The following is a 24,430-nucleotide window of genomic DNA, read 5'->3' as shown; positions in this document are numbered from 1 at the left end:
GCTCCTTCGCCTTGTACTGCACATTCTCTCTACCCCTCGATCGTCCGACCACAACACACGCCCTCACATTCAGGGTGTTGCAACGATCACTGGAATCCAAGTCGTTTTGTGTTCCGTGATGTCGGTGAGCCACAGCTGATTTGGCCTCGACGCGGTGAAGACCCGCTGCACCCGATCGTCATGCACGGGTGGGCCTGGTTTCCGGTTGCGGCCCTTCTTCTTCGCAAGCACGCTCCATAGTCGCTGCTGGGAACAGAGCCGCCAGACACGCCGTTCGCTGGCGGTGAAGCCCAATTCGGCGAGTTCGTCAGCGATGAACCGATACCCGAACGTCGGGTCATCAGCATGCGCATCGAACGCGGCGTTAATAAGATGAGCATCGTCCCAGTCCCGGTCGGAGATGGGGTTCTTCACCCATTTATAGAACGCTTGCGGGGAGAAGCCCAGCACCCGGCAGGCCACCGTGATGGGAACCCGTATCGGGGCATCCAGCGCGGCAAGGTCACGGACCAGCGGGAACATCATTTTGGGAGCTGCGCCTGAGACAGATACGCCACAGCGCGCCGCATCACCTCGGCTTCCTGCTCGAGCAGGCGGATACGTTTGAGCACCTCCCGCAACGCCACCACATCACCAGCAGCTCCGGCTCCGGTCGATGGCCCGACGAGACCACGCTCCTGCAACTCGGCCGCGCGCATCCACGTCGACAACGCAGACTTCGACACACCGAAGTCCTTCGCGATCTGCCGCTGCGTTGCCGCGCCCTGCTTCGCAACCGCGACGACATCGCGCTTGAACTCATCCGTGTAATTCTTCGGCATGATTACCATCCTCCCGCATCGCAAAACGATGCAGTCCAAGAATCAACCAAACCGACAGCAGTCCCCCGTTACCTTTTTAGTAGGCCCCGCGTTGAGGAAGACTTGGGGTTGCTGGCCTGTCGGGTCCCGGCATGATTAGTGCCCCCAGTCATCAATGATCCGGGGGGTGATGTCACCGGGACCCGAGAGGCGTCAGGGGATCGCTAATAGGGACCGGACCAGCGGCAGTTTTCATCGCGGCAGGTCAGCCGTAACGTGGATGCCGACTCGTGTCGCTGTAGGACAGGCCAGCGCTGTTCGCGCAATATTCGCTGCTACGGGAGGTTGTTGGATGATCAAGGATTACAAATCGGTGGAGGTCTTCATCGGGGTCGATGTCGGCAAAAGCAATCATCACGCGGTAGCGCTCGACAAGACCGGTAAGAAACTCTTGGACAAGGCGCTGCCGCAAGACGAGGCCAAGCTGCGAGAGATCATCGACTCTCTGGCCGGTCACGGCACGCTGCTGCTGGTCGTGGACCAGCCCGCGACCATCGGCGCCCTGCCAGTCGCCGTGGCCCAAGCCGCCGGCGTCATGGTCGGTTACCTGCCCGGCCTGGCCATGCGCCGCATCGCGGACTTGCACCCCGGAGAGGCCAAGACCGATGCTCGGGATGCGGCGATCATCGCCGAAGCAGCGCGCACCATGCCGCACACTCTGCGCTCGATCGACATCGCCGACGAGCAAGCCGCCGAACTGTCCATGCTCTGCGGGTTCGATGACGACCTCACCCAGCAGTCCACCGCGACAAGCAACCGGATCCGCGGCCTGCTCACCCAGGTCCACCCGTCTTTGGAACGGGTCATCGGTGCGCATCTGGACCACCCGGCGATGGCCGAGCTGCTGGCCAAATACCCGACGCCGGACACACTGAAGAAAGCCGGCACCAAACGGGTGGAAGCCCTGCTGAAGAAGTATGCGCCGCGGGCAGGGGCTCGGTGGGCGGCGGAGATCTTCACCGCCCTCGGCGAGCAGACCGTGGTGGTCTCGGGTACCGCCGGAGCTGCCGTGGTGCTCCCGCAGCTGGCCGCCATGCTGGCCAATCTGCGAACGGGCCGTGTCGAGGTCCTGGCCCGAGTCGAGGCCCTCGTGGAGGCCCACCCTCTTCACGTCGTCCTGAGTTCGATTCCGGCGGTCGGGATCAGGACGGAAGCACGCATCATCACCGAAGTCATCGGCAAGGAATTCGTCTCCGCTGGACACCTCGCTTCCTACGCAGGCCTGGCCCCTGTGACTTGGCGGTCCGGGACCTCGATCCGTGGTGACCATCCATCCCGCAAAGGCAACAAGGCCCTGAAACGGGCCTTGTTCCTCTCCGCGTTCGCGGCTCTCAAACACCCGGTCTCCCGAGCCTATTACGACCGCAAACGCGCCGAGGGGAAACGCCACAATCAAGCGTTGATCGCCCTCGCCCGTCGACGCTGCGACATGATCTTCGCCATGCTCCGCGACGGCACCCTCTACGACGAAAAAGTCACGAAAGCGGCTTGACAAAAACATAGGGACACCCCCCCTGATCAGTAACGATCACGGGCTCTCCGACGCTGAGGTGCTGGCCGCCTACCGTTACCAGCCCAACCTCGAACGCCGTCACCACCTCCTCAAATCCGTTCAAGACGCCGCGCCGGTGCTGCTGAAGAACCCGGTCCGGATCGAGGCCCTGTTCTGCTGCCAATTCCTTGCGCTACTGATCAACGCGCTGCTCGAACGCGAGATCCGTACCGGCATGCACGCCGCCACTTTGAACAGCATCCCGCTCTATCCCGAACTCCGCGGTTGCCCCGCGCCCTCGGCCGAACGTGTCCTGGCTATCTTCGCCGGCGTGTCTCGACACGAACTCCACCAGCACGGGCAACACGTGCAAACCTTCGAACCCGAACTCACCGACCAACAAGCCCAAGTCCTGGAACTGCTCGCGATCCCCTCCACCGGTTACACCAAAAGCAGACCTCGGTAATACCAGAGATATCCCTCAGCAGAAGTGCGGAAAGTCAGCATCAACTGCTCAGCCTTTGACCAGCAGACCTATTCAGGGTTCGGCCTCCCGCGACACGCGTTGAGCTTCCGGGGAGCGGCATCATCAATTAGCGATCAACATTATCCAACTTCTTCAAGGTTTGCTCGACCTCGGCAGTTGACGGCATCGCGGTTGAACATTCTCGACGCGACGCCACGATAGCGCCTGCTACGTTGGCAAATGAAAGGGTGCGTCGAAGCGGCCATTCTTTCGACAGCCCATAGCAGAGCGCTCCTCCGAACCCGTCGCCTGCACCAAGACCGTTGACGACCTCCACGGGGTGCGGAGCAACCACCACAGTTTCTGTGCGGGTCTTCGCCAACACTCCTGCGGGACCCTGTTTTACTATGGCGAGTTCGACTCCAAGGTCTAGCAACGCGTCGGCTGCACGATACGGATCTCTTTCGCCGACCGCTATCTCGCACTCTTCCAAATTACCGACTGCGACCGTAACGCAAGCGAGTGCCTCTGCGAGGACTTCCGTCGCGCTGCGCAAGGACGACCAAAATTTCGGGCGAAAGTCCAAGTCGAGAATCGTCATAGGTTTTCTTCCGCGAGCGCGCCACGCAGCAAAGTGAGCTGAGCGGCTCGGTTCTTGAGAGAGACCCGTCCCCGTAGACCAATAGATACGGGCATGAGAAATCGCCGCCAGATCGAGTTCGGCAGCCTCGATCCGAAGATCTGGTGCTTTGGGGGACCGATAGAAATAGAGTGGGAAGTCATCGGGTGGGAAAATTTCACAGAAGGCAACTGGTGTATTTAATCCAGCAATTGTGCGCACGAACTTGTCATTCACGCCTACCCGCTGCAGCTCAGCGTATACGAATAGACCGAATGGGTCATCTCCAACACGAGTGATTACCGCGCTCTCCAGCCCGTGGCGCGCGGCCGCGATGGCCACGTTGGTTGCAGTGCCTCCCAGTGACTTTTCAAATGTACGCACGTTGTCGAGGGTGACACCATCGACCGTCGGGTACAGGTCGATGCCTACGCGCCCCATTGTGATGACATCTAGTGCCGGGCACACGCTCGGCTCCCTACGTTCCATACCTTTTATACCTTTCATTCAGGGTCAATCTCAAACATGCGGCACATCGCACGTCATGAGTCTGACTCTATTATCAGTGTGGTGTGATTATGTTATAACAAATATCCTCAGCGGGTGAAAACACCCTTCGGTTCAAGACAATCCAGGGTTCGAAGCATCGTAAACAGGTGCATATTTTCCCCACGCGCCGTCCGAGCTGGCCCTATTTAGTGCTTAGGGATGTTTCCACACGAAAGCCGAAATAGACAAGGCACGACTTAGTCGAGTTCGAAGCCGTGATGCGTTATTAGCTTCAAATCGCGCCCTCCTCTGCCGCCTCCGCCGCAGCATCACCCGTTGGGCGTGGATGACGCGGCATGGAGTCCGGATCATGAAGAAGACCGGTCAAAATCAATGCCACCAAAGGTAGGGCAATCAGGATCGTCAGAACTGGCTGTAACCCGATCGAGTCGGCGATCCAGCCCAATACTGGTGCGAACAGTCCACCGATCGAGACGGCCAATCCGATAGTCACGCCGCTCGCCGTGCCGATCCGATGAGGCAGATAGTCCTGTCCGAGGATGACGAAGACGGCGAATGGGATGAAGATGCTTATACCGGTTAGCGCAACAAATACCATTGCGTGTGGCCATGTCGGCGACAGAACGATCCCGGCCATCGCAGGAATCGCCAGCGCAAACCCAAGACGGATACTCTTCAACCGTCCCCAGCGGTCTGCGATCCACCCGCCAATGAATGTTCCAAGTGCGCCACAGATCAGAAACAGCGTGAGCGCAAACCCACCCTGCACTGTGCTCGCGCCCAGATCGTGGATAAAGTACAACGCTAAGAACGATGTCAAGCCGAAAAAAATGATGGAACGTACCACGACAACAGCAGTCAACCGCAAGAATGCCGGCCAATTGTCCACCCCTGTGACTGCTTTTACGCGCCGCCGGGCTGCGATTGGACCATCTAGCACTGTCCTAAGTCTGCTCACTAAGATGATCGCCATCACCAATGCGGGTATAACTAGAAACGCGGTTCCCCCAAGACCAGTGGCTAGCAGCAGCGGTGTCGCAATAAGCGCGCCTAGAGCAAAACCAATGTTGCCACCCACGGCAAATATGCTCATCGCGCGATTACTGTCCCCAGCTGCATGTCGTGCGGCTCGGGCCGCCTCGGGGTGAAAGGCAGCAATTCCGAGGCCTGAGAGTGCGATCAGTAACCACGTCGTAGTGTAGTTTAACGAGAGCCCCACAAGTCCAACTCCGAGTGCCGCCGTGAGCATACCAACCGAAATCATCCAACGTCTGGGGCGCCGGTCTCCGAGCCAACCGAATACAGGCTGCCCCACAGACGACAAGACTGTTGCGGCAAGTATCAAGCCTGCGACTGCTGCGTAGCTATATCCGCGCTCCGCGACGAGAAATGGAATGAGTGCTGGCACGACTCCCTGGTAAATATCGTCGACCAAATGGGCAGAAGACATCAGGCTGACGCCTCGACGATTCACCCCCAACGGTTTATTATCATTTCAAATTCTCAATCCAGATACTGCGTTCCCGAGATTTTCCGCCCAAGGACCAACACCCAAGCCATATTGCTCATTCGAAAACCACGCTACTTGGCGTACCGATCTCAAGTCTCTGTCCTGTCCACTTTGGGCTCCTACCTCCGTCGTCTAGCCAAAAACTGACGACTTCATCAGATCCACCGTTAGCTATCAATAAAAACTGTCCACTTGGCGAGATGCTGAAGTGTCGAGGGTTTGAGCCGAGCCCATCGACGGACCGAACGAGACTTAATCGACCGTCCGTATCCACTATCTCAAAAACGGAGAGCGAGTCATCCGCTCTATTCGCCATGTAAACCAGATCGCCTCTGGGATGCATTGCGACCTCCGACGGCCGCGGTCGTGCGCGTCCCAAACCGCGTGCTGGAGAAATCCGAGTAAGCACAAGACTCACTTTGTTGTCTATCTCGCTTCGTCGAATCGCTCCGACGCTTCCACCCTCTTGGTTCGAAACGTAAACTGTTTGCAGTTGCTCCGACCAGGCGAGATGGCGTGGGCCGGTTCCAATCGGAAGCGCTAGTGAGTCGACGAGAGTCAACTTCGCGTCGTTGCCTACCCGATATAGAACAACTGAATGTCTTCCGGTATCGGCAACAACGAGTTCATCATCGCGAATTCGTACCGACGAATGGGGCCGAGCACTTCTATCGCTGCGGTCGAGCCCGCCGACGACCGCTGGCGTGGATATGACATGCGGAGTCGCATGCGAGCTCCCGCCTTCGCTTAGCGCGTGCACCGCGAGACTATGTCCGTGGTAATGGCTCACGAAAGCAAGCTCTTTTGCCACATCGACCTCGACATGACAGGGAGCGTCCGCGCCCGCACTAGTTCGCGCGAGCAACTCGATTTCATTGTCGGTATCCAACGAATACGTCAGCAGCTCTCCTCCGACCTGGGGTTCGGTGGTTGCCCACAGTCGATGGCTGGCACTGTCTATCGCCAGAAATGAAGGGTTAATCTCAGCAACTTCTGATTCGACGAGCATTGCGCCGCTTGCAGAATTGATCTGGGCGACCGATATACCTACGCCATGTCCAACCGGCGACCCCGCCCATGAGGAAGGGATGCTATACGAGCCGATATAGAATCTGTGGGTGTCCTTCATGATTTACGTTCAGTAGAGAACGCTCTTCCCTCCATCAACGATGAGATCTTGTCCAGTAACGAAGTCCATCAACAACATCGACACAATGGCTTGAGCGATGTCTTCGGGGTGAGCAAGCCTTCTGAGCGGCACAACGCCTGCCTCGGCTTCAGCACTCCTTGCAAAAACTTCCGAGTCAACTAACTTTTCGTGCCATCCGCTGAGTACTGTGCCAGCAGATACAGAATTGACCCGTACGTCGGGCGCCATCGTGACGGCTAGTGATCGGGTGAGCTGCAATAATCCAGCCTTAGTCACCCCGTATGGGATGGACGATCCAACCGCGCGATGGCCTGCGATTGACGCCACATTGACAATCGCTCCGCGATTTCTGGCCAGCAAGTCGCCAGCGGCGCTGCAGCAAAAAAACGCACCATATAAATTAGTTGCGGTGAGTTGGTCCCAAATCTTCGGCGTGATGGCGTCTAGATCGCGGAACGGCACCAATCTGGTCGTACCAGCGTTATTAACTAGGTAATCGAGCCTGCCTACCTCCACTTCAACGCGGTGCAACAATTGCTTGACCGACTCCTGATCGGCGATATCAGCCTGCATCGGAATCGCTCGGATGCCGCCTGCAGTGAGGGTTCGTGCAACGGTGTCTGCGTCCGCGGCAGATTCCCGATAATTTACGATGACGGTTCCAACGCCTATGTCTGCCAACGAGAAACATGTGGCTCGACCAATCCCGGTTGCGCCACCAGTCACTAGCGCTACTTTGTTGGCCAGATCGAAACTTTCGTCAGGACGTAGTCTCATTCACTCTCCACCACTCGATACGCGATCTGCCTCTACACGATCAGCGGGTGACATCGGCAACTTGACTGGCATACGGCGTGACTCCGAAAGATACACCGCTTTTACCACTTCAAGTGCGTTATATGCGTCCTCTCCCGTGACGGTTGGCTCGCGATCTTCAAGAACTGCGAGCGCGAAGTCTTGGAGTTGGTTAGAGTGGAAGGCAGGAAAACCCGCATGCCCCGCCTCAACGGCATACCACTCATCCACGGCGTTGGACTCACCGTCAAATGTCCATTGATCTGTGGTCGCTTGCATAAATTCTGGCGACTCCCGCATCCCGACTGTATCGCCGAGACTCCCGTGAACAGCAAGCCTAAACCCGGGCGCAATACGGGCGGTATGGGCATTGGGTGTGGGTGCGCCCCCAATGCGCTTCACCAAACCATTCTCAAATGTCGTTACCGCCTGAAGTGTAGCGAGAGCTCCGCTCTCGAAAGTAATTACCGCAGTTGCAGCGTCTTCGACATCGATGTACTCAGAATGCTTCAATGTAGCCCACCGACCATATACTTCTGTTGGCTTACCTACCATCCAGAGCAGCATGTCGATCATGTGAATTGTCATATTCATCAGTACGCCGCCACCCTCGCCTTTCCAAGTACCGCGCCAATCGTCGTGTTCAAAGTAGGAGCGGTCTCGCCCCAAGTGTGCGATACATTCGGCCGCGATGATTCTGCCTAAACGCCCGTCTTCGATGGCTTGGTGCATGCGTTGCGCGGATGGAAAGAACCGACGTTGGAAGACCCCGCCGAGTTTCACTCCTTTCGCTTTAGCCGCAGCCACAAGTTGATGGGCCTCGTCGAGCGATGTTGTTATCGGTTTTTCCACGATGACGTTCACGCCATGCTCAATCGCGAACATTGACGGAGCAAAATGGTTCTTATGGTCCGTCGCTACAGAGACCGTGTCGAGCTCTACCGCGGCGAACATCGCCTCGACCGAAGAGAAGACATGCTCCACACCATGCGCATCGGCGATAGCTCTCGCCTTTTCTACATCGATATCGCACACCGCCACTAGCTTCACCTCATCGAGCTCAACGAGAGCGTTGGCGTGCGTGCGGCCAATATTGCCGCAACCGATTATTCCGTGACGAATTACATTAGTCATTAGGGTCTCCATTCATCGTGTCCGTCATTCCTTGTTCGTTGCTGATCTGCCGCTCTGGATTTACTTCTCTTTGAGCGAGTGCCGGTCGACCCCAGCCGCCGCGAAAGCCTCGCTTAAAACTGCATACGCAGCTGCGGCAGCTTCTTTCGCGTCGTATAGCTCAATCCGCTGTCGACGTAGGCTGATTTCTACCGCAATACTTCCGTCAAAACCGACCTCTTTCATGCCTTTGACAAATCCTGTGAAGTCAAATTCACCTTCGCCGGGGACTAGAAAGTCAAATTGCGGCGCGACCCCGACCGTATCCTTCACTTCACTTGTTAACGCATGAGGCCCCAGTACCCGCACAATGTCCGCGATCGAATCGCCCTGAACTGCAAAGTGGCTAATATCCAAGTTGATACCCAAAGCGTCATCGTCGATCGCAGCGATCACGTACAACGCGTGTTCAGGCCGGGAAACTACTGTGGAGACGTTCGGCTCCAAAGCTACTCGGACGCCTAATTCGCGGGCAAGCCGCGCGAGTTCGCCAAAACGGTCAACTATAAGAGTGCGGTACTGCGTCCATGCGGATTCAGGTATCGAAGTTGTGGTTTGCCCATACTCTCGCGGCCATGAAGCCCCGAGACTGATCGGCATTCTCTGATTCGGGGATTGCAACTCCGCCGCTAGTGCCAAACATCGACGCAGACGGTCTAGCGACGCAGACCAATCTCCACCGGTAACTATGATTGGCGCGTTTGCGGTCAAGCTCGTTATTACGATCCCTAGGTCGTCAGAGAGGCTGCGCCACTCTCTGGCGGCGCCGGGTAGCAACCGAAGAACATCCGTTGGCCACCCTTCACTGACAGTGACTTCCAAACTGTCGAAACCCAATCCTGCGCACCATCGAGCTGCCTCGTCGAATGCCATCTCGGGCATCGACCAGGTGTTGTACCCAAGTTTCATCGCGGCACCTCATCTTCAGATATCGTGGCGGCTTTACTCGGGACAAGTAGGCTCTTGATCCCATTTCCATGTCTGGCTGCGTCAAACGCCTCCGACCATTGTTCGAGCCTGTACGTTGCACTCACCAGTGGAGATAGTTCGACTTGTCGATCACTAAGAAGCCGCATGGCGCGCCGCCACGAAGATGGCGTGCTCGCGAAACCACCCGAGATCCTTAGCTCTTTAAACGAAACCTGTGCGAACGGAATCAAAACATCCTCCGCCGTCTGGCCTATTTGAATGAAACGTCCCCTCTTCCGGACAATATCCATCCCCGAGCGCATCGCGGATCCGCTTCCCGAGCATTCAATCACGACGTCCACTCCTGATGCCCAAGCACCAGACATGCTTTCTTGTGAAACAGGGGCACTATATGTCTCAAAGCCGAGCTGTTCGGCTATTTTAAGTCTCGTGACGTCAGTCGACGTGCCGACGACTGCAACATGCCCGCCGGCAGCGCGCGCGACCTGCGCAGCTAAGATGCCTACCGCCCCAGGCCCCATGACCGCAACGAGATCGCCTGGGTTGATCAGGCAATCCGGATCAAATAGCGACTGGCACACACACGCAAGCGGTTCACAAAGGGCCGCCGCCGTCACATCGACCCACGACGGAAGGACATGAATGTTCCTCGATGGGACGACCACCGATTCCGCAAAGCCGCCGTCAATCCCAGAACCAATCGATAGTCGAAGTTCACACAGATTTGGGCGTCCCGATCGGCAATATTCGCACTTTTCGCAAGTCGAATAGAAGGTTTCGAGCGCTACATTCTTGCCAACCAACGCGGGATCCGTGTCTGCACCTACCTCAGTGACCGTGCCCGACACCTCGTGACCTAAAACCACGGGTGGTTTTGAGGGATAACTTCCCTCAAGAATGTGAATATCAGTGCCACAAATTCCTGCCGCAGCGACCTTCACGCGAACGAATCCCCTCGCCGGTAGCTCAGGGAGCTTCAGTTCTCGAAGCTCAAGGACGACCGCGCGCCCGCTCGACTTCACTAGTCCTTGCATCCTTGCTCCCATTCAACGTCGCATGTCATTTCGGGTCAAAACTGTTGGATGGCACTCCATAAACGGCTTCAGCAAACGATCTCGACAGGAAGGTTTCGATCACATCAACCGGAGCGACTATGTTTCGATGAATACTGTGACTGGAAGGAACGCGCCCAGTCAGCGACTGCTCATACATCTTGAATGCGTACAACGTCATCGCGCCACCGTGCACGAAACGACTTCCGCATCGTTCCCTCTGGCGTCTGCACCGTCAACCCACCGTCCACCGGCAGAATCACCCCTGTGACGAAGCGCGCTTCGTCTGAGGCGAGAAAGACCGCAGCGTTCGCTACATCCTCCGGCATGCCCCATCTCCCGACCAAATAATTGTCTCTTAGGGACCGCTTTTCTTCGTCGTCCAACGACGCCGCGTCGTTCTCGGTGAGAATAGCTCCGGGAGCGATTACATTGGCGCGAATGCCCTGAAGCCCGTGATCAAGAGCCAAATTACGTGTTAGCCCGTGCAGCGCCGACTTACTCGCTGCGTAGTCAATCATCTTCGGATTAGCAGCTAACCCGTTCACGGAGGAGATATTTACGAAGACACCGCGAGATCGAGAAATCATCCCCGGCAAAAGTGCATGGCAGCTGAAGTAGACCGACTTTAGATTGACTGCCATCGTCGCATCCCATTCCTCTTCAGTTACTTCGAGGATGTTCTTCTTTCGTGCATGAATCGCTGCATTATTCACCACGATATCAGCCCCGCCGAGGCTATTTCCGGCTTCCGCGACGCGAGACCAGGTCTCGCGTATAGCCACGTCACCTCGCACCTTGACCACTCGCCTACCCAGTCGTTCAGCTCCCGACGCAGCCTGATCCAGCACAGGCGATTCGCCGCGGCTTACGAGCACCAAGTCCGCACCTTCGCGTGCAAATGCGTCGGCAATCGCCGACCCAATTCCTGGTCCCACGCCCGAGATAACCGCGGTCTTGCCCTCGAGGCGATTCACCATGTGCCTCCTTCTCGTCTGTCGATTATCATTCATAACTTTCGGTGCCGACGGGCGGCTAAGAGATACTTTGGCAGCTGACGCGCGTCGACTTCCGCGTTCCGCGTGGACATCTTCTCTGCCAATCCAATGACTCTGAACTAGCCTCGACGAGTTCGTCGTCAGTCCTAAGTTATGGGGTTTGGTCAGATGTGTCAATGTACTAGCAAAGTCGATCGACCTTGGTAGTCACCACAATGTGCCACCGGCCTGGAACTTAATGTCAACCGTGTTCCCAACACGGTGACCCGCCGAATTCCTGGGATGCTCCGTCGATTCCGGAACGAGGGCTTCGTTCGCGGTCGCGACGCTGCAACGCGCGATCCGAAGGGAATGATTGTGGGCTTGGATCGTGGGTCCCATGCTTATCCGAAAGCGTCGGTTTGCGCGCTGAGGAACAACACGCTGCCTCGACCCCTGGGTCGCGTCGACGTCCGCGGAGATAACGCGGCCATGGAATTGCTTCACCGCCTTATAACCCCACACCGACCGAATCAACTGACCTCGAAAAGCACCTCACTAGAAGTGGGTACCCGCAAACCTTGCCCTAGGTGCCAGCAGAACCAGAACATTACAATATAGTTGTATTGACACGACACTAAGTTTGGTGGGCTCCCGCCAGATATCATGCCGAAACATGAGGACGAAAGAGCTTATGGCGACTCCAACGGAGCAAATTCTTCCATCAAAATTCTTCATGGATGTCGATCGCTCAAATGCCATTCCTCTTTACTTCCAGATATCTAGCCGGATCGAGTCCGCGATCCAATCGGGCGCACTGCCTCCCGGGACAAGGCTCGAGAACGAGATTGCACTCGGCGAACGCCTCGGGCTCTCACGACCGACCGTTCGCAGAGCTATACAAGAGCTAGTGGACAAGGGTCTTCTTGTTCGTCGGCGCGGCATCGGAACCCAAGTTGTTCAAGGCCGCCTGAGCCGCAAGGTCGAACTAACAAGCCTGCACGATGACCTCACGAGCCTAAAGAAACAGCCGACGACCGAGTTGTTGCTGCATGAGCTCATTCGGCCGGATGCACGCGTTGCCCGTGCTCTTTCCGTAGCGACGAACGACACAGTTCTGCATCTGAAGAGGTTACGCTTCTCCGACGGCGTGCCGTTAGGCGTTTTAGAGAATCACCTCCCACCGGGGTTCGCAAATATAACTCCCGAAGATCTCGAGAGTCACGGTCTTTACCAAATATTGCGAGCCCGCGGCGTCACAATGCGCGTGGCTCACCAGCGGATCGGAGCTCGTGCAGCGAGTGCCGAAGAGAGCAAGCTTCTCGAGATCCCGAATCGTGGAGCGGTGCTCACCATGGACCGTACTGCTTTCAACAATTCCGGACTTCCGATCGAGTTTGGGCGCCACTGCTACCGACCAGACCTCTATTCCTTCGAGACCACCTTGGTTGACAAGTAAGTAGCAGGCAGCTAATTAAAGCTCCTTTCTGAGTTTCGCGTTGGTTCGCTGACTCCGCTGGGAACAAAGTGACGGTACGGTCGGATCATGATCAGTCAACCGTGTTCGTAGCGGCTGGGGACGAGTGTAAAGAACACGTCGGCGGCGTGCCGGTCGAACGAGATGCAGCAGACTTGGTCGACGATGAGCAGGCCTGGGGTCGGAGCGTGATGAGATCAGCGACGATCGAGGTCCTTTCGTGGTGGACAGTGATGGAGTCCAAGATCGAATGCACGTCCGCGACTCGGTCGATCATGACCGGATTCAGGGACGGGTCATTGCTGAGTGCGCGGATGCAGTAGCCCGTCGGAAGCCAGACCTTGTCGCGAAACTTCGTTTCCGACGTGCAGGCGAAAGGAGATCCCACAGAGTCGCCATGAATCCTCGACTTTGAACCCTTGACTTTAACCTTCATAGATGAATAGTATGTTCTTACATTCTAAGGTAGATGTTGAAGGGCGTGGTAAACGATGGTAGACCAAGAATCAGGAACCGGTACGCACCGGCTTCGACTGGGCATCTTGGGTGCCGGAATGATTGCGACGGTCGACTATGGGGTTCTTCCCGGTATGCAACACATCTCCGATAAGGTCGAAGTCGTTGCGATCGCAGATCCGGTGGTTGACCGGGCTCGGAATGCTGCGTCGAAGTTCGGCATCCCCAATTATTATGCGTCGCTGCGTGAAATGCTCGATGATCCACGCGTCGAGGCAGTTGCGAACCTCACACCAATTCCACTCCATGCTGAAACGTCTCTAGAGATTGTAAAGCGTGGAAAGCACTTGGTGTCGGAAAAGCCGCTGGCGACCACCATGCGCGACGCAGATTCGATCATCGCGGCAGCGTCTGCTAGCGGCGTGGTTATAGTGTGCTCGCCCCCCGACCTGTTATTCAGCCAGTACAGCGAGGCGCGACGACTTCTGAAGGAAGATGCGATCGGAAAGGTCGCGTTCGCACGTGTTCAGAGTTCGCACGCTGGGCCGGGTGGTGGGCCGGAAGATCAAGCGTGGCCGACCGACCCGACCTGGTTCTACCAGGAAGGTTCGGGACCGCTCTTCGACATGGGCGTCTATGGGATCCACCAGATTACCGGCCTCCTCGGCGCGGCAAAACGAGTTTCGGCATTTAGCGGAATCACTGAGCCGACGCGGACTGTGCGCGGGGGTCCTTTCAAAGGGACCGAGATGACAGTGACTGCTAACGACAATAATCTATTCATGCTGGACTTTGGACACTCCACATTCGCCGTCGTTGATGGAACTTTCAACGTGCATGCATCGCGTAGTCCGAAGGTCGAAATATTCGCACGAAAAGGGACCATGAGTATCTACAAACAGGGGCCCAAGTTGTTGGAAATCTTTCGAACTGACGCAGCACCAGGGTTAGACGGGTGGATCGAACCTAGCTCATGGCCCCGTGCTAACAATGACCACGCGAATCGGCTCAAGAAGGCAATTATGGAAGAGCATCTTGCTGATTGTGTGCGTTCAGGATCACGCCCGATTCTAAGCGCCGAACACGCGCGCCACGCACTGGAAATCATGCTCGCAGTTTCCACGTCTGCCGTTGAAGGACGCGTCGTCGACCTAGCCACCACTTTCTGAAATAGCTTTGCAAACACAACGAGGAGAAACATGGCCGCCATTACCCGTTTTGGAATAGTAGGGCTGGATCATTGGTACGCAGCCATGCCACTTGCGCAACAACTGGCCGCACGAAGCGACACCGAGCTCGTCGCGATTTCGGACTCCGATGTGTCCCGTGCGTCTGAATTAGCCCAGACGACTGGAATGCCTCGGGTGTCCGAAGACGCGCTTTCCGTTATAGAAGACCCTTCGATTGATGTGATCGCGAGCTTTGCTAGCGTTGACCAGAATCCGGGCAATTGTATAGAAGCTGCAAGAAACGGAAAACACATAATCGCAATAAAGCCACTCGCTTTGACGCTCCAAAGAGCTAGCGAAGTGGTATTGGCCGTTCAAGATGCGGGAGTTGTATTTTTGCCGTCGGAATCACGCGGTCGGGATTCGAAGGTAGGGAAGCTGCTTCGAAGCTGGGTGGATACAGACCGGGTTGGGACGATCCTATCGGCGTCATTTACGGTGAGTGCCGATCTTCCTCAGGCGTGGCCTGGAAACGACAGCCCTGGATGGTGGGCGGACACAAGCCGATCACCGGGTGGGGGCTGGGTTGACCACAGTATCTACGATATTGATCTCTTGCGCTGGCTTTTGCGCGATGAGGTGGCGTCCGTTAAGGGCGACGTTGCGAATCTATTGCATGACAACATTCCTTTTGAGGACTTCGGCCACGCGGTGATCCGGTTTGAAGGCGGGGCCATCGCGACCATAGAGGATTCATGGAACTCGCCCGGGGGATGGCGCAGCACGAGCACAATTACTGGGACAAAAGCTTCGGTTAATGTCGACACTCTGACGGGTAAGATTTCGATTCTGGAAGGGAATAATGCTGTGGGAGGGTGGGCGCATTTAGCAATGCCGGGCGGTGCCCAGAAAAGCGTTCAGATTGACGCGATGCTGTCAGCGATTCGAAGGCCCCAGTCGGCTAGCGCGAGTGTGCACGACGCGTGGAAAAATCTCGCGGTTTGCCTCGCATTTTACGAATCGAGTGCTTCTGGCCTGGTCGTCACACCAGAGAGGCTGGCTGTCTAGGGTCAACTAGGAGTCTTGGATCTCGGTGGAGTGCTGTGTAGCTACCAAGACCGTATGCTGCCGCGTTTCAGGTTCTGATGTTGCGTTGGAGCTAACGTAGAACCCATAGTTGCGCGGATATTCCTCCACGGTGACTGAATCGTTGACAGCCCAGGTAGAACATACGCTAGAGTTGATTGAGCGATACGAGAGAACCTCCACCCACGTCGGAGGACGCACGATCGGTCGTGCTCCATCCGGATCGAATTTGTCCGCATATCCGAACGCACGTAGCTAACGCATTAACCGGTCCACGGTGTGTTTGGGGATTCCCAGAAACCCGTTCCGGGCCTGTTAACGCCGGTCCAAAACAGGGCCAATAGTGCTGTTTGAAAACAGGACCACTATTCGTGTTTTCTACTATGCTGTGTGTGGCGCGGGCTAATGGCCTTTTAGTCGATAGCTGGCACCTTTGAGGCTGAGAACGTCGGCGTGGTGCACGATTCGGTCGATCATCGCTGACGCGACGGTCGGGTCACCGAAGACGTCGCCCCACTGCCCGAACGATAAATTGCTCGTCAAAATTAGCGATGCATGTTCATATCGACTCGCCACGAGTTGGAAGAACAAGTTCGCGGCGTCCTGGTCAAAAGGGATGTATCCCACTTCGTCTACGATTAAGACGCTGTATCGGCGGAGCCGGGTCAGCTCCGCGGCGAGCTTGCCGCGGGAGTGTGCTTCCTGCAGCCGGGCCACCCACCCGGTCGCGGAGTCGAACAGGACGCGGTGGCCGTGTTTGGCGGCCTGAATGCCGATGCCGACCGCCAGGTGTGTTTTGCCGGTGCCCGGTGGGCCGAGCAGGACGACGTTCTTCGCCTCGGTGATGAACACGCTCGTGCCCAAGTGCGCAATCAGGTTGCGGTCAGCGGACGGCTGATGGTCGAAGTTGAAGTCCTCGAGAGTCTTCAGCCCCGGAAACCTTGCCGCTTTCATCCGCAGGGCCGCGCCGGATGCCTCCCGCTCGGACACTTCACGGGACAGGACCGCAGCAAGGTATTCCTCGTGGGACCAGCCCGCGTCCCGCGCCTGGTCACCCAGGCGACGAAACGCGTCACTGATCCGTGGAGCGCGCAACGCCCGCGCAAAGTACTCAATCTGTGAGGCTGTTCCGGTCATGAGAACACCTCCATCCCGGTCAGACTCGGGCCTGTTAGCGGCCATGACAAACTGCCCATAGGCGGCTTGGGTTCAAGTGGTCGTCAGCGGCCAGTGTGATGTCGCAAGACATCGGAATACCCTGTCGCAGGTCATAGGCATACGTTCAGGCTGAGGCATGAGCAAACAGCGCCTCGTGATCACTGCCGTTCTTGCCGGCCAAACACAGTCTGACGTCGCCCGCCGTTACGGTGTCTCGCAAGGGTGGATCTCGAAACTCATGGCCCGCTGGCGGCTCGAGGGCGAGGCCGCTTTCGAGCCACGATCCCGCCGACCTAAGACCAGCCCCACCGCAACACCCGTGGCGACCATCGGCCTCGTCATTGCGCTTCGACACCGGCTAGAGAGGGCTGGTTTGGATGCTGGTGCTGACACCATCAGCTGGCATTTGGTTCACACCCACCAGCTCACCCTGAACCGGGCAACCATCCACCGCATCCTGACCCGCCAGGGACTGATTGAGGCAGAACCGAGGAAACGTCCCAAGAGTTCCTACCTCCACTTCGCCGCCGATCAACCCAACGAGTGCTGGCAGTCAGACTTCACCCACTACCGCCTCAGCACCACCGACGGACACCCGGCAGCAGACACCGAGATCATCACCTGGCTTGATGACCACTCCCGTTACGTGCTGCACCTCTCAGCACACCATCGGATCTCTGCCGTCATCGTGCTGGAGACCTTCACCCGCACCGCCCAGCAGCACGGTTACCCGGCATCAACGCTGACCGATAACGGAATGGTTTACACCGTGCGCCTCGCGGGAGGCAAAAACAGTGGCGGCCGCACGAGCCTAGAAGCCGAACTTTTCCGTCTCGGCATCACCCAGAAGAATGGCTCACCCCATCACCCGCAAACCCAAGGCAAAGTCGAACGCTTCCAACAAACACTCAAGAAATGGCTCAGAGCACAACCACACCAACCCACCACGATCAGCGAGCTGCAACTGCTGCTTGAGGAGTTCGCCCAGGAATACAACCAGCGTCGCCCACACCGCTCACTAGCGCACCAAGCAACACCAGCAACGGCCTACACAACCAGCATCAAAGCCACACCCGCCAGCAGCCCACGCGACGACTCCCACAACCGCGTCCGCCATGACCGCATCGACAAATCTGGCACCGTAACCCTCCGCGTTGCCGGCCACCTGCGCCACATCGGCATCGGCCGAACCCACGCAGGAACCCACGTCACACTGCTCATCCAAGAACTCGACGTCACCGTCATCAACGCCACCACCGGAGAGATCCTGCGAGAGCTCACCATCAACCTCAACCGCGACTACCAACCCACCAGCACAAAAAAATAGTTCGAACCCACAAACCGTAGGTTCGAACTATTCCGATGTCTTGCGACATCACATCGCGGTACCGGTGGGATTTGAACCCACGGTGCGCTTTCACACACACAACTTTTCGAGAGTTGCACCTTCGGCCGCTCGGACACGGTACCGGAAAAGAGTTTAGTACAGATACCGGTGGGGCGGGTTCACTGATTTTTGCGCATCCACGAGACCGTGTGAATTGTTAGTGCGGCGGCGAGACAGAGTGCACCAAGGTTGCTGACACTGGGAGAAACCACCTGCACCGTAGAAATGAACGCATAGTTTTCAAAGGGCACGTTGCCTGTTCCGTAGAGCTGCGAGGATGCCCACAGTTGTGCCGCCAACCCGGCGTACACTGCAGCGACACCCAATGCCCACAGCACGTAGATCCACGGGTTGCGTGCAAGACTTTTTGTTCGCTTGGGCGGCGAGATCTCGGTGGGCGCACCACCGGCGCCCAGGTAGTGCGCCTGGGGCGAGAGGTCTGGCTTATCTTCCGGACCGACCTCTGAGTAGCCGCGCTGAAAAGCGGGATCGAAACGGGGGTCAATGGTTTTGCTGCTTTTTGCCACGAGGCTCCCTTGGTCGTTTTCCATCGTAGGCACTCCACTTCGAAAAGTTGCATATTCTATTTAGTAGGGATGGTTAGTGACGTTGGATCACAACTGGCGTCAACTATACCCCATGGGGTATAGTTGATTTATGTCTGCCCCCACCGCCACTCCTACCCGCCGCCGCATCCTCGTGATCGGCGGAGTCGCCGCCGGCATGTCTTTTGCCACACGGATGCGTCGTCGCGACGAGCACGCCGAAATCATCATCTTTGAGCGCAGCGGTCACGTCTCCTTCGCCAACTGCGGGCTCGCCTACTACCTCGGCGGTGTCATCACCGAACGCAGCGATCTGCTTCTACAAACCCCGGCCAGCCTCGGCAGTCGCTTCGGCCTCGACGTGCGCGTCAACCACAACGTCACCGCCATCCACCCCGACGAGCACACCATCACCGTTCACAACCACCTCGACAACACCACCACCATCGAACCCTACGACGAACTCGTCATCGCTACCGGCGCAAGCGCCATCATCCCCCCGATGCCCGGCAGTGAGCGGATGCTTCAGCTGCGCAACATCGAAGACGTCGATGCGCTCGATGCCGACCTGGGCGCGCTTGACCCCAGCACCGCAAATACCGTCGTTTTGGGGGCCGGGTACATCGGCATCGAGATGGCCGAAAATCTCATCGCGCGGGGCCTCAGCGTCACCCTCGTGCAACTCGGCCCCCACATCCTCCGCACCTTTGATGTCGAAATGATCACCCCGATCGAAGAACACCTGCGCGCGCACGGCGTAGACCTGCGCATCGGCACGGCAGCCATCGCGGTGCACGACACCACCGTTGAGCTCAGTGACGGCAGTGCCGTGGCCGCCGACGTCGTCATTGCCGCCGTGGGGGTGCGACCGCAAAATGCTCTCGCTGTGAATGCTGGGCTCACTGTGGGTGCTGGCGGCGGCATCCGGGTGAATGCCGGCTACGAGACCAGCTCACCCCATATTTATGCCGTCGGAGATGTTGCCGAAAAAATCGGTGCCATCAGCGGTGAGCCAGGACTTGTTGCACTCGCTGGCCCCGCCAATCGGGATGGTCGGTACCTCGCTGACACCATCGCCGGCGATGCGGTGCACTCCCCACCCGCCCTCGGCACCGCAATCGTGGGAGTCTTCGATCTCACCGCCGCGAGCCTCGGCTCAACCGAACGAGCACTGCGGGCAGCCGGCCGCAACATCCGCGTCATCCACACTCACCCGGTTTCACACGCCGGCTACTTCCCCGGCGCCGAATCGCTCTCGATCAAACTCATTGTTGACGCCGATACCGACCTCATCCTGGGTGCCCAAGCCGTCGGCCGAGATGGCGTAGATAAGCGAATGGATGTTCTCGCCACCGCCACCAGCGCCGGCCTCACCGCCAGCGCCCTCGCCGACCTCGAGCTCGCCTATGCCCCGCAATACGGGTCAGCCAAAGACCCCATCAATCACCTCGGCTATGTTGCCCGAAACCTGCGCGACGGCCTCAGCGCCTCAATTCAGTGGCACGAAATTGACGCGGAACTCGCGGCAGGCAGCGTTCTGGTGGATGTTCGGACCGCCGCCGAATTTGAGCGCGGCAGCATCCCGCACGCCATCAACATCCCCCTCGATGACCTGCGCGGCCGACTCAACGAACTCGGCGATCGACGCGTAATTGCCCACTGCCAGGTTGGGCAGCGTGGCCACACTGCCGTGCGCATCCTCAGCCAGAACGGTTTCGACGCCGCCAACCTTGACGGCGGTTACCGCACCTGGATGGCAGCAATGGGCTAAGCCGTCGTCGCCCCGGACCCACCCGCTCACTCCGCTCACTCCCGAACACTAACCGCCGCAAGGAATAGACACCATGAACACCATTGACACCAAAGCCCTCTCTGAACTCACCAACCCCGTCATCATCGACGTGCGCGAACCCGTCGAATACGTGGCGGGGCATGCGCCGACCGCCGCAAGTATTCCGCTCGGTGAACTCATCGCCCGCGTCGAGGAACTCGACCGCGACAACACCGTCTACATGATCTGCGAAAGCGGCGGGCGCAGCGGGCAAGCGGTCGAATGGCTGAACACTCAAGGCTTCGACGCCGTCAATGTTGAGGGCGGAACCTCCGCCTGGCGCAACTCCGGCCTGCAGATCACGAAGGAGAGCTAACTATGACCGCTAGCGCCGCACCCGCTGAGGCCCGCACCGGGCATGATCCCGAAGCAATGCGCAAGGTGATGAATCGGCTCAAACGTGCGGAAGGACAGCTTCGCGCGCTCACCGAATCCATCAACTCCGAATCGAACTGCAAAGACGTCGTAACCCAGCTCGCCGCCGTCAGCAAAGCGCTCGACCGTGCCGGCTACCTGATCATCGCCAACGCCCTCCAATCGTGTGCCATCAATGACGCGGATGGCGAAGGCAGTCACGACGGAATGTCATCAGACGATATCGAGAAACTTTTTCTCAGTCTCGCGTAGCGACGGTGTGGCCGGTTAGCTCGCGCTGTCAGTCGCCGCGCCTAGGGTTGAAGCATGGCCCGAGCTGTAAGTAATTTTCGCTGCACCGAGTGCGGCTGGTCGAGCATCAAATGGGTGGGCCGCTGCGGTGAATGTCAGCAGTGGGGCACCGTGACTGATGCCGCCGAGGCCACCGGAATCTCCAAGCGAGTGGCCACCGTCGCCGTTGCCGGGTCGAGTGCAGCCCAAGCCATCACCGACATTGGCGCCGAATCTGTCGCCCACTGGCCGAGCGGCATCAACGAATTCGACCGTGTGCTCGGCGGAGGTGTTGTTCCCGGGGCCGCCATTCTGTTGAGCGGCGAACCCGGCGTCGGCAAGTCGACGCTGCTGCTCGAAGTCGCATCGCGGGCTGCGGCATCCGGTCAGCGCGTGCTTTACGTCACGGCCGAAGAATCCGTCAGCCAGGTGCGGCTCCGTGCCGAACGCACCAACGCCCTGCACCCCTCACTCTTTCTCGCGGCCGAAACCGATCTCGGCACCATCCTCGGCCAGATCGATCACGTCAAACCGCAACTTGTTATTGTCGACTCCGTGCAGACCGTCGCTTCCGCCGCCACCGAAGGCATCGCCGGCGGGCCATCCCAGGTGCGCGAAGTAGCCTCCACGCTCATCCGCATCAGCAAAGATCAGAACCTTCCCGTGCTGCTCGTCGGTCACGTCACCAAAGATGGCACCATCGCCGGGCCCCGCCTGCTCGAACACCTCGTGGATGTCGTGCTCCAGTTCGAAGGCGACCGCCAGACGGCGCTGCGCTTCGTGCGCGCGCACAAGAACCGTTTCGGCTCCACCGACGAAGTGGGCTGCTTCGAGATGACCGGCGAAGGCATCGCCGAAGTTGCCGACCCCAGCGGCCTCTTCCTCTCCCACGCACGCCGCCCCGTCAGCGGCACCTGCGTCACCATCGCCCTCGAAGGTCGACGAGCCCTCCCGGTTGAGGTGCAGGCCCTCATCGTCAAATCGCAGGCCCCCCAACCGCGTCGCGTCGTCAATGGCGTCGACGCCTCCCGGGTTGCCATGCTGCTGGCGGTGCTCGAGCGGCGAGCGGGAATTCCCCTCTCAGGGTTCGACGTGTATGTCTCTACCGTGGGCGGCATCCGCGTGACAGAGCCGGGGGCTGACCTCGCGATCGCCCTCGCGATTGCCAGTGCTTACAAAGACAAAGCGTTCGCCGCAGCGATGGCTGTGGTCGGCGAGATCAGTCTTGCCGGAGAAATTCGGCCAGCGTCATCAGCAAAACAACGGCTTGCCGAGGCCGCCCGACTCGGATTCGGTACCGTACTCGACTCGGAGGCCGGTCACATTCGCGAGGCTCTGCGACTAGCATTCGCCGGCGCCGTCGACGAACGCGTCGAGATCCCCGAGTTCTGAGCAACAAGACAGAACCAAGCGACCGAGCGGTTAGGCGAACAGGGTCCAGAGGCCCCAGTCTTCTACACGCCAGCTGATCCAACCATTCTCACGCTGCAAGCTCACCAGAATTGAGTCGCGCTGACCGTTGGCGGGCTTGACAGCACGACACGTGAATGTGTCACCGACGAGCAGTGGCGGCGTGGTGGGGCAGTCCAGCTCAATGCCAGCACCCAGGGTTGCCGCCTGCGCCGATACCGACCGCTCAATCTGATCGCTGAAAGTCTGCGGAATCAGCGAGATGATCAGGCCCGGAAGAATAAGCATTCCGATCACCAGCGAAACCACGGCACCAGACCAGGTAGCGATTGGTGCGAGTCCCTTACCGGTTTCACGCATTGTGCGGATGCCGCGAATCACCAAGTAGACCGGTGCGGTCAAGAAAGCCCACACTCCACTGGCGGGACGTTTGTGGCCCCACACCTGCAAGAGCAGATTGTCGTAGGCGGCGAGGCCGAGAACAACAACGTAGGGCGCTATCCACACCACGAGCAGCAGCGGCAAGTTGTCACCAAGGCCCGCGATCGAAATGAGGAACATGCTGGTGAGCAACTGCAGAAGTGGCAGCACCGCAATCAGCCAGACGGCCGGATTGTAGGTGCGGTGTTGGCGAATCTCGCGCTTTGGCGCATCTTCTTCTTCGGCATACGCGCTCAGCGTTGATGCACCCGGCATCGAGTTTGCGTGGCCCGCAGCCGATCGGGGAAGAAGTTGGGGATCATCAGCCTCTTGTGTTGTCTCGATCGGCGCTTCAAGCTCACGAAGCGTCATCGCCAACAGCGGTTGTGCACTCAGTTCGTCGTGGACTGGCGCAGTATCGGGCTCAGGCTCGCTACGGGTTTCAGTAATGAGGTAGTCGCTGGATTCGCTGCGTTCCCGATCACGATCACGCTGATCGCGGCGCGAAGGAAGTTCATCTTCGTCGTCGTCATCGGCAAAAGCCAACTTGGTCGTCGGCTGCACGATAATAGGGGCACGAGCATCTGAGGTGTGCTCGGTCCAAGCTTGGGCATCCCACCAGCGCAACTGGGGCAAGCCCAGTGGGTCTGGGTACCATCCCGCTGGCACACCGAAACTGTTGTCATCCACGCTGAATAGAGTAACCGGCACAGACACGCTATAGAAAGCCCCTATTAACACATTGCTGTTCGGGCTTAGCTGGATGTAACCCGAAAGAGTGCCGAAATGGGTCCAAAATCACCAATTTGGGGGCGTTTGCCCCCTGAACTGGGACGTCTACCCCTGCGGCCCCCGAATGAAAATTTATACGGTTGTGACCGCGGTGGGCGAGCAATCACACCAGCGTGAGGGCATCGACGATGTCATCCGGCGATGCTTGCATACTGTGCGGGCCCGCAACGTCAAACCACACCGACTCTAAAACCCCGCGATTGGTCTCGAGGAAACCCAGCAGGTCTTCCGCCCGATAGGCCACCACCTGATGGTCTGTTTCTTCAGGCAGCATTGCAACGTAGGTGTCAACCGAGGAAAACAGAAGCAGCATGTACTTATCGGCATCCCCGCGCCGGAATACGCGAACCTGAGCTTCGTCATCGACCCCCTCGCTGAGCATGGGCACAATCACTCGGTCGTTTCGAAGCGCTAGGGCCACCAGAACGGGGTCGCCAGTTTCAAGTGCCTCCGCAAGCATGGGCGAGCTGAATTCGGCACTCTGTGCCGATGAGGATGAAGAGTCCATAACCAATCCGGG

General features: G+C 58.2%; 22 protein-coding genes, 1 tRNA gene and 2 pseudogenes. 10 read left to right on the top strand and 15 right to left on the bottom strand.

Translation table 11 applies throughout. The features are described 5' to 3' along the window. Positions 1-102: 102 nt before the first annotated feature. A pseudogene (locus tag ABD112_RS09780) lies at positions 103-623 on the bottom strand (IS3 family transposase); the annotation flags it as partial. A 15-nt stretch (positions 624-638) separates the two neighbouring features. Beyond that, positions 639-821: pseudogene (locus ABD112_RS14630) on the bottom strand (transposase); the annotation flags it as partial. A gap of 331 nt (positions 822-1,152) precedes the next feature. Here ABD112_RS14630 and ABD112_RS09775 point away from each other — a divergent pair. Together ABD112_RS09775 and ABD112_RS09770 are read left to right on the top strand one after the other, a co-directional pair. Continuing rightward, positions 1,153-2,352 (top strand): IS110 family RNA-guided transposase, encoded by a 1,200-nt coding sequence (locus ABD112_RS09775; protein WP_343925407.1) that lies wholly within the window; start codon positions 1,153-1,155, stop codon positions 2,350-2,352. A 58-nt stretch (positions 2,353-2,410) separates the two neighbouring features. Next, entirely contained in the window at positions 2,411-2,818 is a 408-nt protein-coding gene (locus ABD112_RS09770) for a hypothetical protein (protein WP_343925405.1), read from the top strand. Between the two features lie 127 nt (positions 2,819-2,945). Here the strand turns inward: ABD112_RS09770 and iolC are convergent, their stop codons facing one another. From iolC to ABD112_RS09725, 8 genes are all read right to left on the bottom strand, one after another. Further along, on the bottom strand, positions 2,946-3,926 hold the full coding sequence (iolC, locus tag ABD112_RS09765; RefSeq protein WP_343925403.1) for a 5-dehydro-2-deoxygluconokinase: 981 nt from the start codon (positions 3,924-3,926) through the stop codon (positions 2,946-2,948). A 292-nt stretch (positions 3,927-4,218) separates the two neighbouring features. Continuing rightward, positions 4,219-5,397 (bottom strand): MFS transporter, encoded by a 1,179-nt coding sequence (locus ABD112_RS09760; protein ID WP_343925401.1) that lies wholly within the window; start codon positions 5,395-5,397, stop codon positions 4,219-4,221. 115 nt (positions 5,398-5,512) lie between these two features. Further along, a complete protein-coding gene (locus ABD112_RS14625) occupies positions 5,513-6,586 on the bottom strand; it encodes a lactonase family protein (protein ID WP_425563820.1) in 1,074 nt (357 codons plus the stop codon). Positions 6,587-6,595: 9 nt separating this feature from the next. Next, entirely contained in the window at positions 6,596-7,384 is a 789-nt protein-coding gene (locus tag ABD112_RS09745) for an SDR family NAD(P)-dependent oxidoreductase (protein ID WP_343925396.1), read from the bottom strand. Then, positions 7,385-8,548, bottom strand: coding sequence for a Gfo/Idh/MocA family protein (locus ABD112_RS09740; RefSeq protein WP_343925395.1), 1,164 nt, complete (start codon positions 8,546-8,548; stop codon positions 7,385-7,387). A gap of 48 nt (positions 8,549-8,596) precedes the next feature. Then, positions 8,597-9,448 (bottom strand): sugar phosphate isomerase/epimerase family protein, encoded by an 852-nt coding sequence (locus ABD112_RS09735; RefSeq protein ID WP_343925416.1) that lies wholly within the window; start codon positions 9,446-9,448, stop codon positions 8,597-8,599. 32 nt (positions 9,449-9,480) lie between these two features. Further along, the gene (locus ABD112_RS09730) at positions 9,481-10,527 is read right to left on the bottom strand and encodes an alcohol dehydrogenase catalytic domain-containing protein (RefSeq protein ID WP_343925394.1); all 1,047 of its coding nucleotides are present in this window, start codon (positions 10,525-10,527) and stop codon (positions 9,481-9,483) included. 182 nt (positions 10,528-10,709) lie between these two features. Beyond that, positions 10,710-11,537 (bottom strand): SDR family NAD(P)-dependent oxidoreductase, encoded by an 828-nt coding sequence (locus ABD112_RS09725; protein WP_343925392.1) that lies wholly within the window; start codon positions 11,535-11,537, stop codon positions 10,710-10,712. A 673-nt stretch (positions 11,538-12,210) separates the two neighbouring features. Between ABD112_RS09725 and ABD112_RS09720 the strand changes: the two genes are divergently transcribed. The 3 genes from ABD112_RS09720 (at position 12,211) to ABD112_RS09710 (ending at position 15,704) form a co-directional block, all read left to right on the top strand. Then, positions 12,211-12,993, top strand: coding sequence for a GntR family transcriptional regulator (locus ABD112_RS09720; RefSeq protein ID WP_343925391.1), 783 nt, complete (start codon positions 12,211-12,213; stop codon positions 12,991-12,993). 509 nt (positions 12,994-13,502) lie between these two features. Beyond that, positions 13,503-14,636 (top strand): Gfo/Idh/MocA family protein, encoded by a 1,134-nt coding sequence (locus tag ABD112_RS09715; RefSeq protein WP_343925389.1) that lies wholly within the window; start codon positions 13,503-13,505, stop codon positions 14,634-14,636. A gap of 30 nt (positions 14,637-14,666) precedes the next feature. Beyond that, positions 14,667-15,704 (top strand): Gfo/Idh/MocA family protein, encoded by a 1,038-nt coding sequence (locus tag ABD112_RS09710; protein WP_343925388.1) that lies wholly within the window; start codon positions 14,667-14,669, stop codon positions 15,702-15,704. A gap of 420 nt (positions 15,705-16,124) precedes the next feature. On the opposite strand, the gene istB is transcribed toward ABD112_RS09710, so the two are convergent. After that, on the bottom strand, positions 16,125-16,859 hold the full coding sequence (gene istB / locus ABD112_RS09705) for an IS21-like element helper ATPase IstB (RefSeq protein WP_343925386.1): 735 nt from the start codon (positions 16,857-16,859) through the stop codon (positions 16,125-16,127). 157 nt (positions 16,860-17,016) lie between these two features. Between istB and ABD112_RS09700 the strand changes: the two genes are divergently transcribed. Then, the gene (locus ABD112_RS09700; protein WP_343925384.1) at positions 17,017-18,207 is read left to right on the top strand and encodes an integrase core domain-containing protein; all 1,191 of its coding nucleotides are present in this window, start codon (positions 17,017-17,019) and stop codon (positions 18,205-18,207) included. 56 nt (positions 18,208-18,263) lie between these two features. Here the strand turns inward: ABD112_RS09700 and ABD112_RS09695 are convergent. Both ABD112_RS09695 and ABD112_RS09690 read right to left on the bottom strand, forming a co-directional pair. Further along, positions 18,264-18,350: transfer RNA gene (locus ABD112_RS09695), tRNA-Ser, on the bottom strand. A gap of 36 nt (positions 18,351-18,386) precedes the next feature. Further along, a complete protein-coding gene (locus tag ABD112_RS09690; protein ID WP_343925383.1) occupies positions 18,387-18,794 on the bottom strand; it encodes a hypothetical protein in 408 nt (135 codons plus the stop codon). A gap of 130 nt (positions 18,795-18,924) precedes the next feature. Here ABD112_RS09690 and ABD112_RS09685 point away from each other — a divergent pair, with 130 nt between their 5' ends. The 4 genes from ABD112_RS09685 (at position 18,925) to radA (ending at position 22,680) form a co-directional block, all read left to right on the top strand. Further along, positions 18,925-20,583, top strand: coding sequence for an FAD-dependent oxidoreductase (locus ABD112_RS09685; RefSeq protein WP_343925381.1), 1,659 nt, complete (start codon positions 18,925-18,927; stop codon positions 20,581-20,583). A gap of 73 nt (positions 20,584-20,656) precedes the next feature. Beyond that, entirely contained in the window at positions 20,657-20,959 is a 303-nt protein-coding gene (locus tag ABD112_RS09680) for a rhodanese-like domain-containing protein (protein WP_343925379.1), read from the top strand. Positions 20,960-20,961: 2 nt separating this feature from the next. After that, on the top strand, positions 20,962-21,270 hold the full coding sequence (locus ABD112_RS09675; protein WP_141990675.1) for a metal-sensitive transcriptional regulator: 309 nt from the start codon (positions 20,962-20,964) through the stop codon (positions 21,268-21,270). A 54-nt stretch (positions 21,271-21,324) separates the two neighbouring features. Beyond that, entirely contained in the window at positions 21,325-22,680 is a 1,356-nt protein-coding gene (gene radA / locus ABD112_RS09670) for a DNA repair protein RadA (protein WP_343925375.1), read from the top strand. Between the two features lie 30 nt (positions 22,681-22,710). Here the strand turns inward: radA and ABD112_RS09665 are convergent, their stop codons facing one another. Both ABD112_RS09665 and ABD112_RS09660 read right to left on the bottom strand, forming a co-directional pair. Continuing rightward, positions 22,711-23,808, bottom strand: a complete 1,098-nt coding sequence (locus ABD112_RS09665; RefSeq protein WP_343925373.1) for a DUF2510 domain-containing protein — start codon at positions 23,806-23,808, stop codon at positions 22,711-22,713. A 205-nt stretch (positions 23,809-24,013) separates the two neighbouring features. Next, a complete protein-coding gene (locus tag ABD112_RS09660) occupies positions 24,014-24,418 on the bottom strand; it encodes an SseB family protein (RefSeq protein ID WP_343925372.1) in 405 nt (134 codons plus the stop codon). Positions 24,419-24,430 lie beyond the last annotated feature (12 nt).

The organism is Rhodoglobus aureus, assembly GCF_039527955.1.
GTDB classification, from domain to species: domain Bacteria; phylum Actinomycetota; class Actinomycetes; order Actinomycetales; family Microbacteriaceae; genus Rhodoglobus; species Rhodoglobus aureus.
Note: the sequence above shows the minus strand (reverse complement) of the source record. Positions and strands in the feature narration are given on the sequence as shown.

Bases quoted from the DNA above. Each gene is read 5' to 3' on its own strand.
- ABD112_RS09775 (WP_343925407.1), top strand. From the start codon at position 1,153: ATGATCAAGGATTACAAATCGGTGGAGGTCTTCATCGGGGTCGATGTC.
- iolC (WP_343925403.1), bottom strand. From the start codon at position 3,926: ATGGAACGTAGGGAGCCGAGCGTGTGCCCGGCACTAGATGTCATCACA.
- ABD112_RS09760 (WP_343925401.1), bottom strand. From the start codon at position 5,397: ATGTCTTCTGCCCATTTGGTCGACGATATTTACCAGGGAGTCGTGCCA.
- ABD112_RS14625 (WP_425563820.1), bottom strand. From the start codon at position 6,586: ATGAAGGACACCCACAGATTCTATATCGGCTCGTATAGCATCCCTTCC.
- ABD112_RS09745 (WP_343925396.1), bottom strand. From the start codon at position 7,384: ATGAGACTACGTCCTGACGAAAGTTTCGATCTGGCCAACAAAGTAGCG.
- ABD112_RS09740 (WP_343925395.1), bottom strand. From the start codon at position 8,548: ATGGAGACCCTAATGACTAATGTAATTCGTCACGGAATAATCGGTTGC.
- ABD112_RS09735 (WP_343925416.1), bottom strand. From the start codon at position 9,448: ATGGCATTCGACGAGGCAGCTCGATGGTGCGCAGGATTGGGTTTCGAC.
- ABD112_RS09725 (WP_343925392.1), bottom strand. From the start codon at position 11,537: ATGGTGAATCGCCTCGAGGGCAAGACCGCGGTTATCTCGGGCGTGGGA.
- ABD112_RS09720 (WP_343925391.1), top strand. From the start codon at position 12,211: ATGAGGACGAAAGAGCTTATGGCGACTCCAACGGAGCAAATTCTTCCA.
- ABD112_RS09715 (WP_343925389.1), top strand. From the start codon at position 13,503: ATGGTAGACCAAGAATCAGGAACCGGTACGCACCGGCTTCGACTGGGC.
- ABD112_RS09710 (WP_343925388.1), top strand. From the start codon at position 14,667: ATGGCCGCCATTACCCGTTTTGGAATAGTAGGGCTGGATCATTGGTAC.
- istB (WP_343925386.1), bottom strand. From the start codon at position 16,859: ATGACCGGAACAGCCTCACAGATTGAGTACTTTGCGCGGGCGTTGCGC.
- ABD112_RS09700 (WP_343925384.1), top strand. From the start codon at position 17,017: ATGAGCAAACAGCGCCTCGTGATCACTGCCGTTCTTGCCGGCCAAACA.
- ABD112_RS09685 (WP_343925381.1), top strand. From the start codon at position 18,925: ATGTCTGCCCCCACCGCCACTCCTACCCGCCGCCGCATCCTCGTGATC.
- ABD112_RS09680 (WP_343925379.1), top strand. From the start codon at position 20,657: ATGAACACCATTGACACCAAAGCCCTCTCTGAACTCACCAACCCCGTC.
- ABD112_RS09675 (WP_141990675.1), top strand. From the start codon at position 20,962: ATGACCGCTAGCGCCGCACCCGCTGAGGCCCGCACCGGGCATGATCCC.
- radA (WP_343925375.1), top strand. From the start codon at position 21,325: ATGGCCCGAGCTGTAAGTAATTTTCGCTGCACCGAGTGCGGCTGGTCG.
- ABD112_RS09660 (WP_343925372.1), bottom strand. From the start codon at position 24,418: ATGGACTCTTCATCCTCATCGGCACAGAGTGCCGAATTCAGCTCGCCC.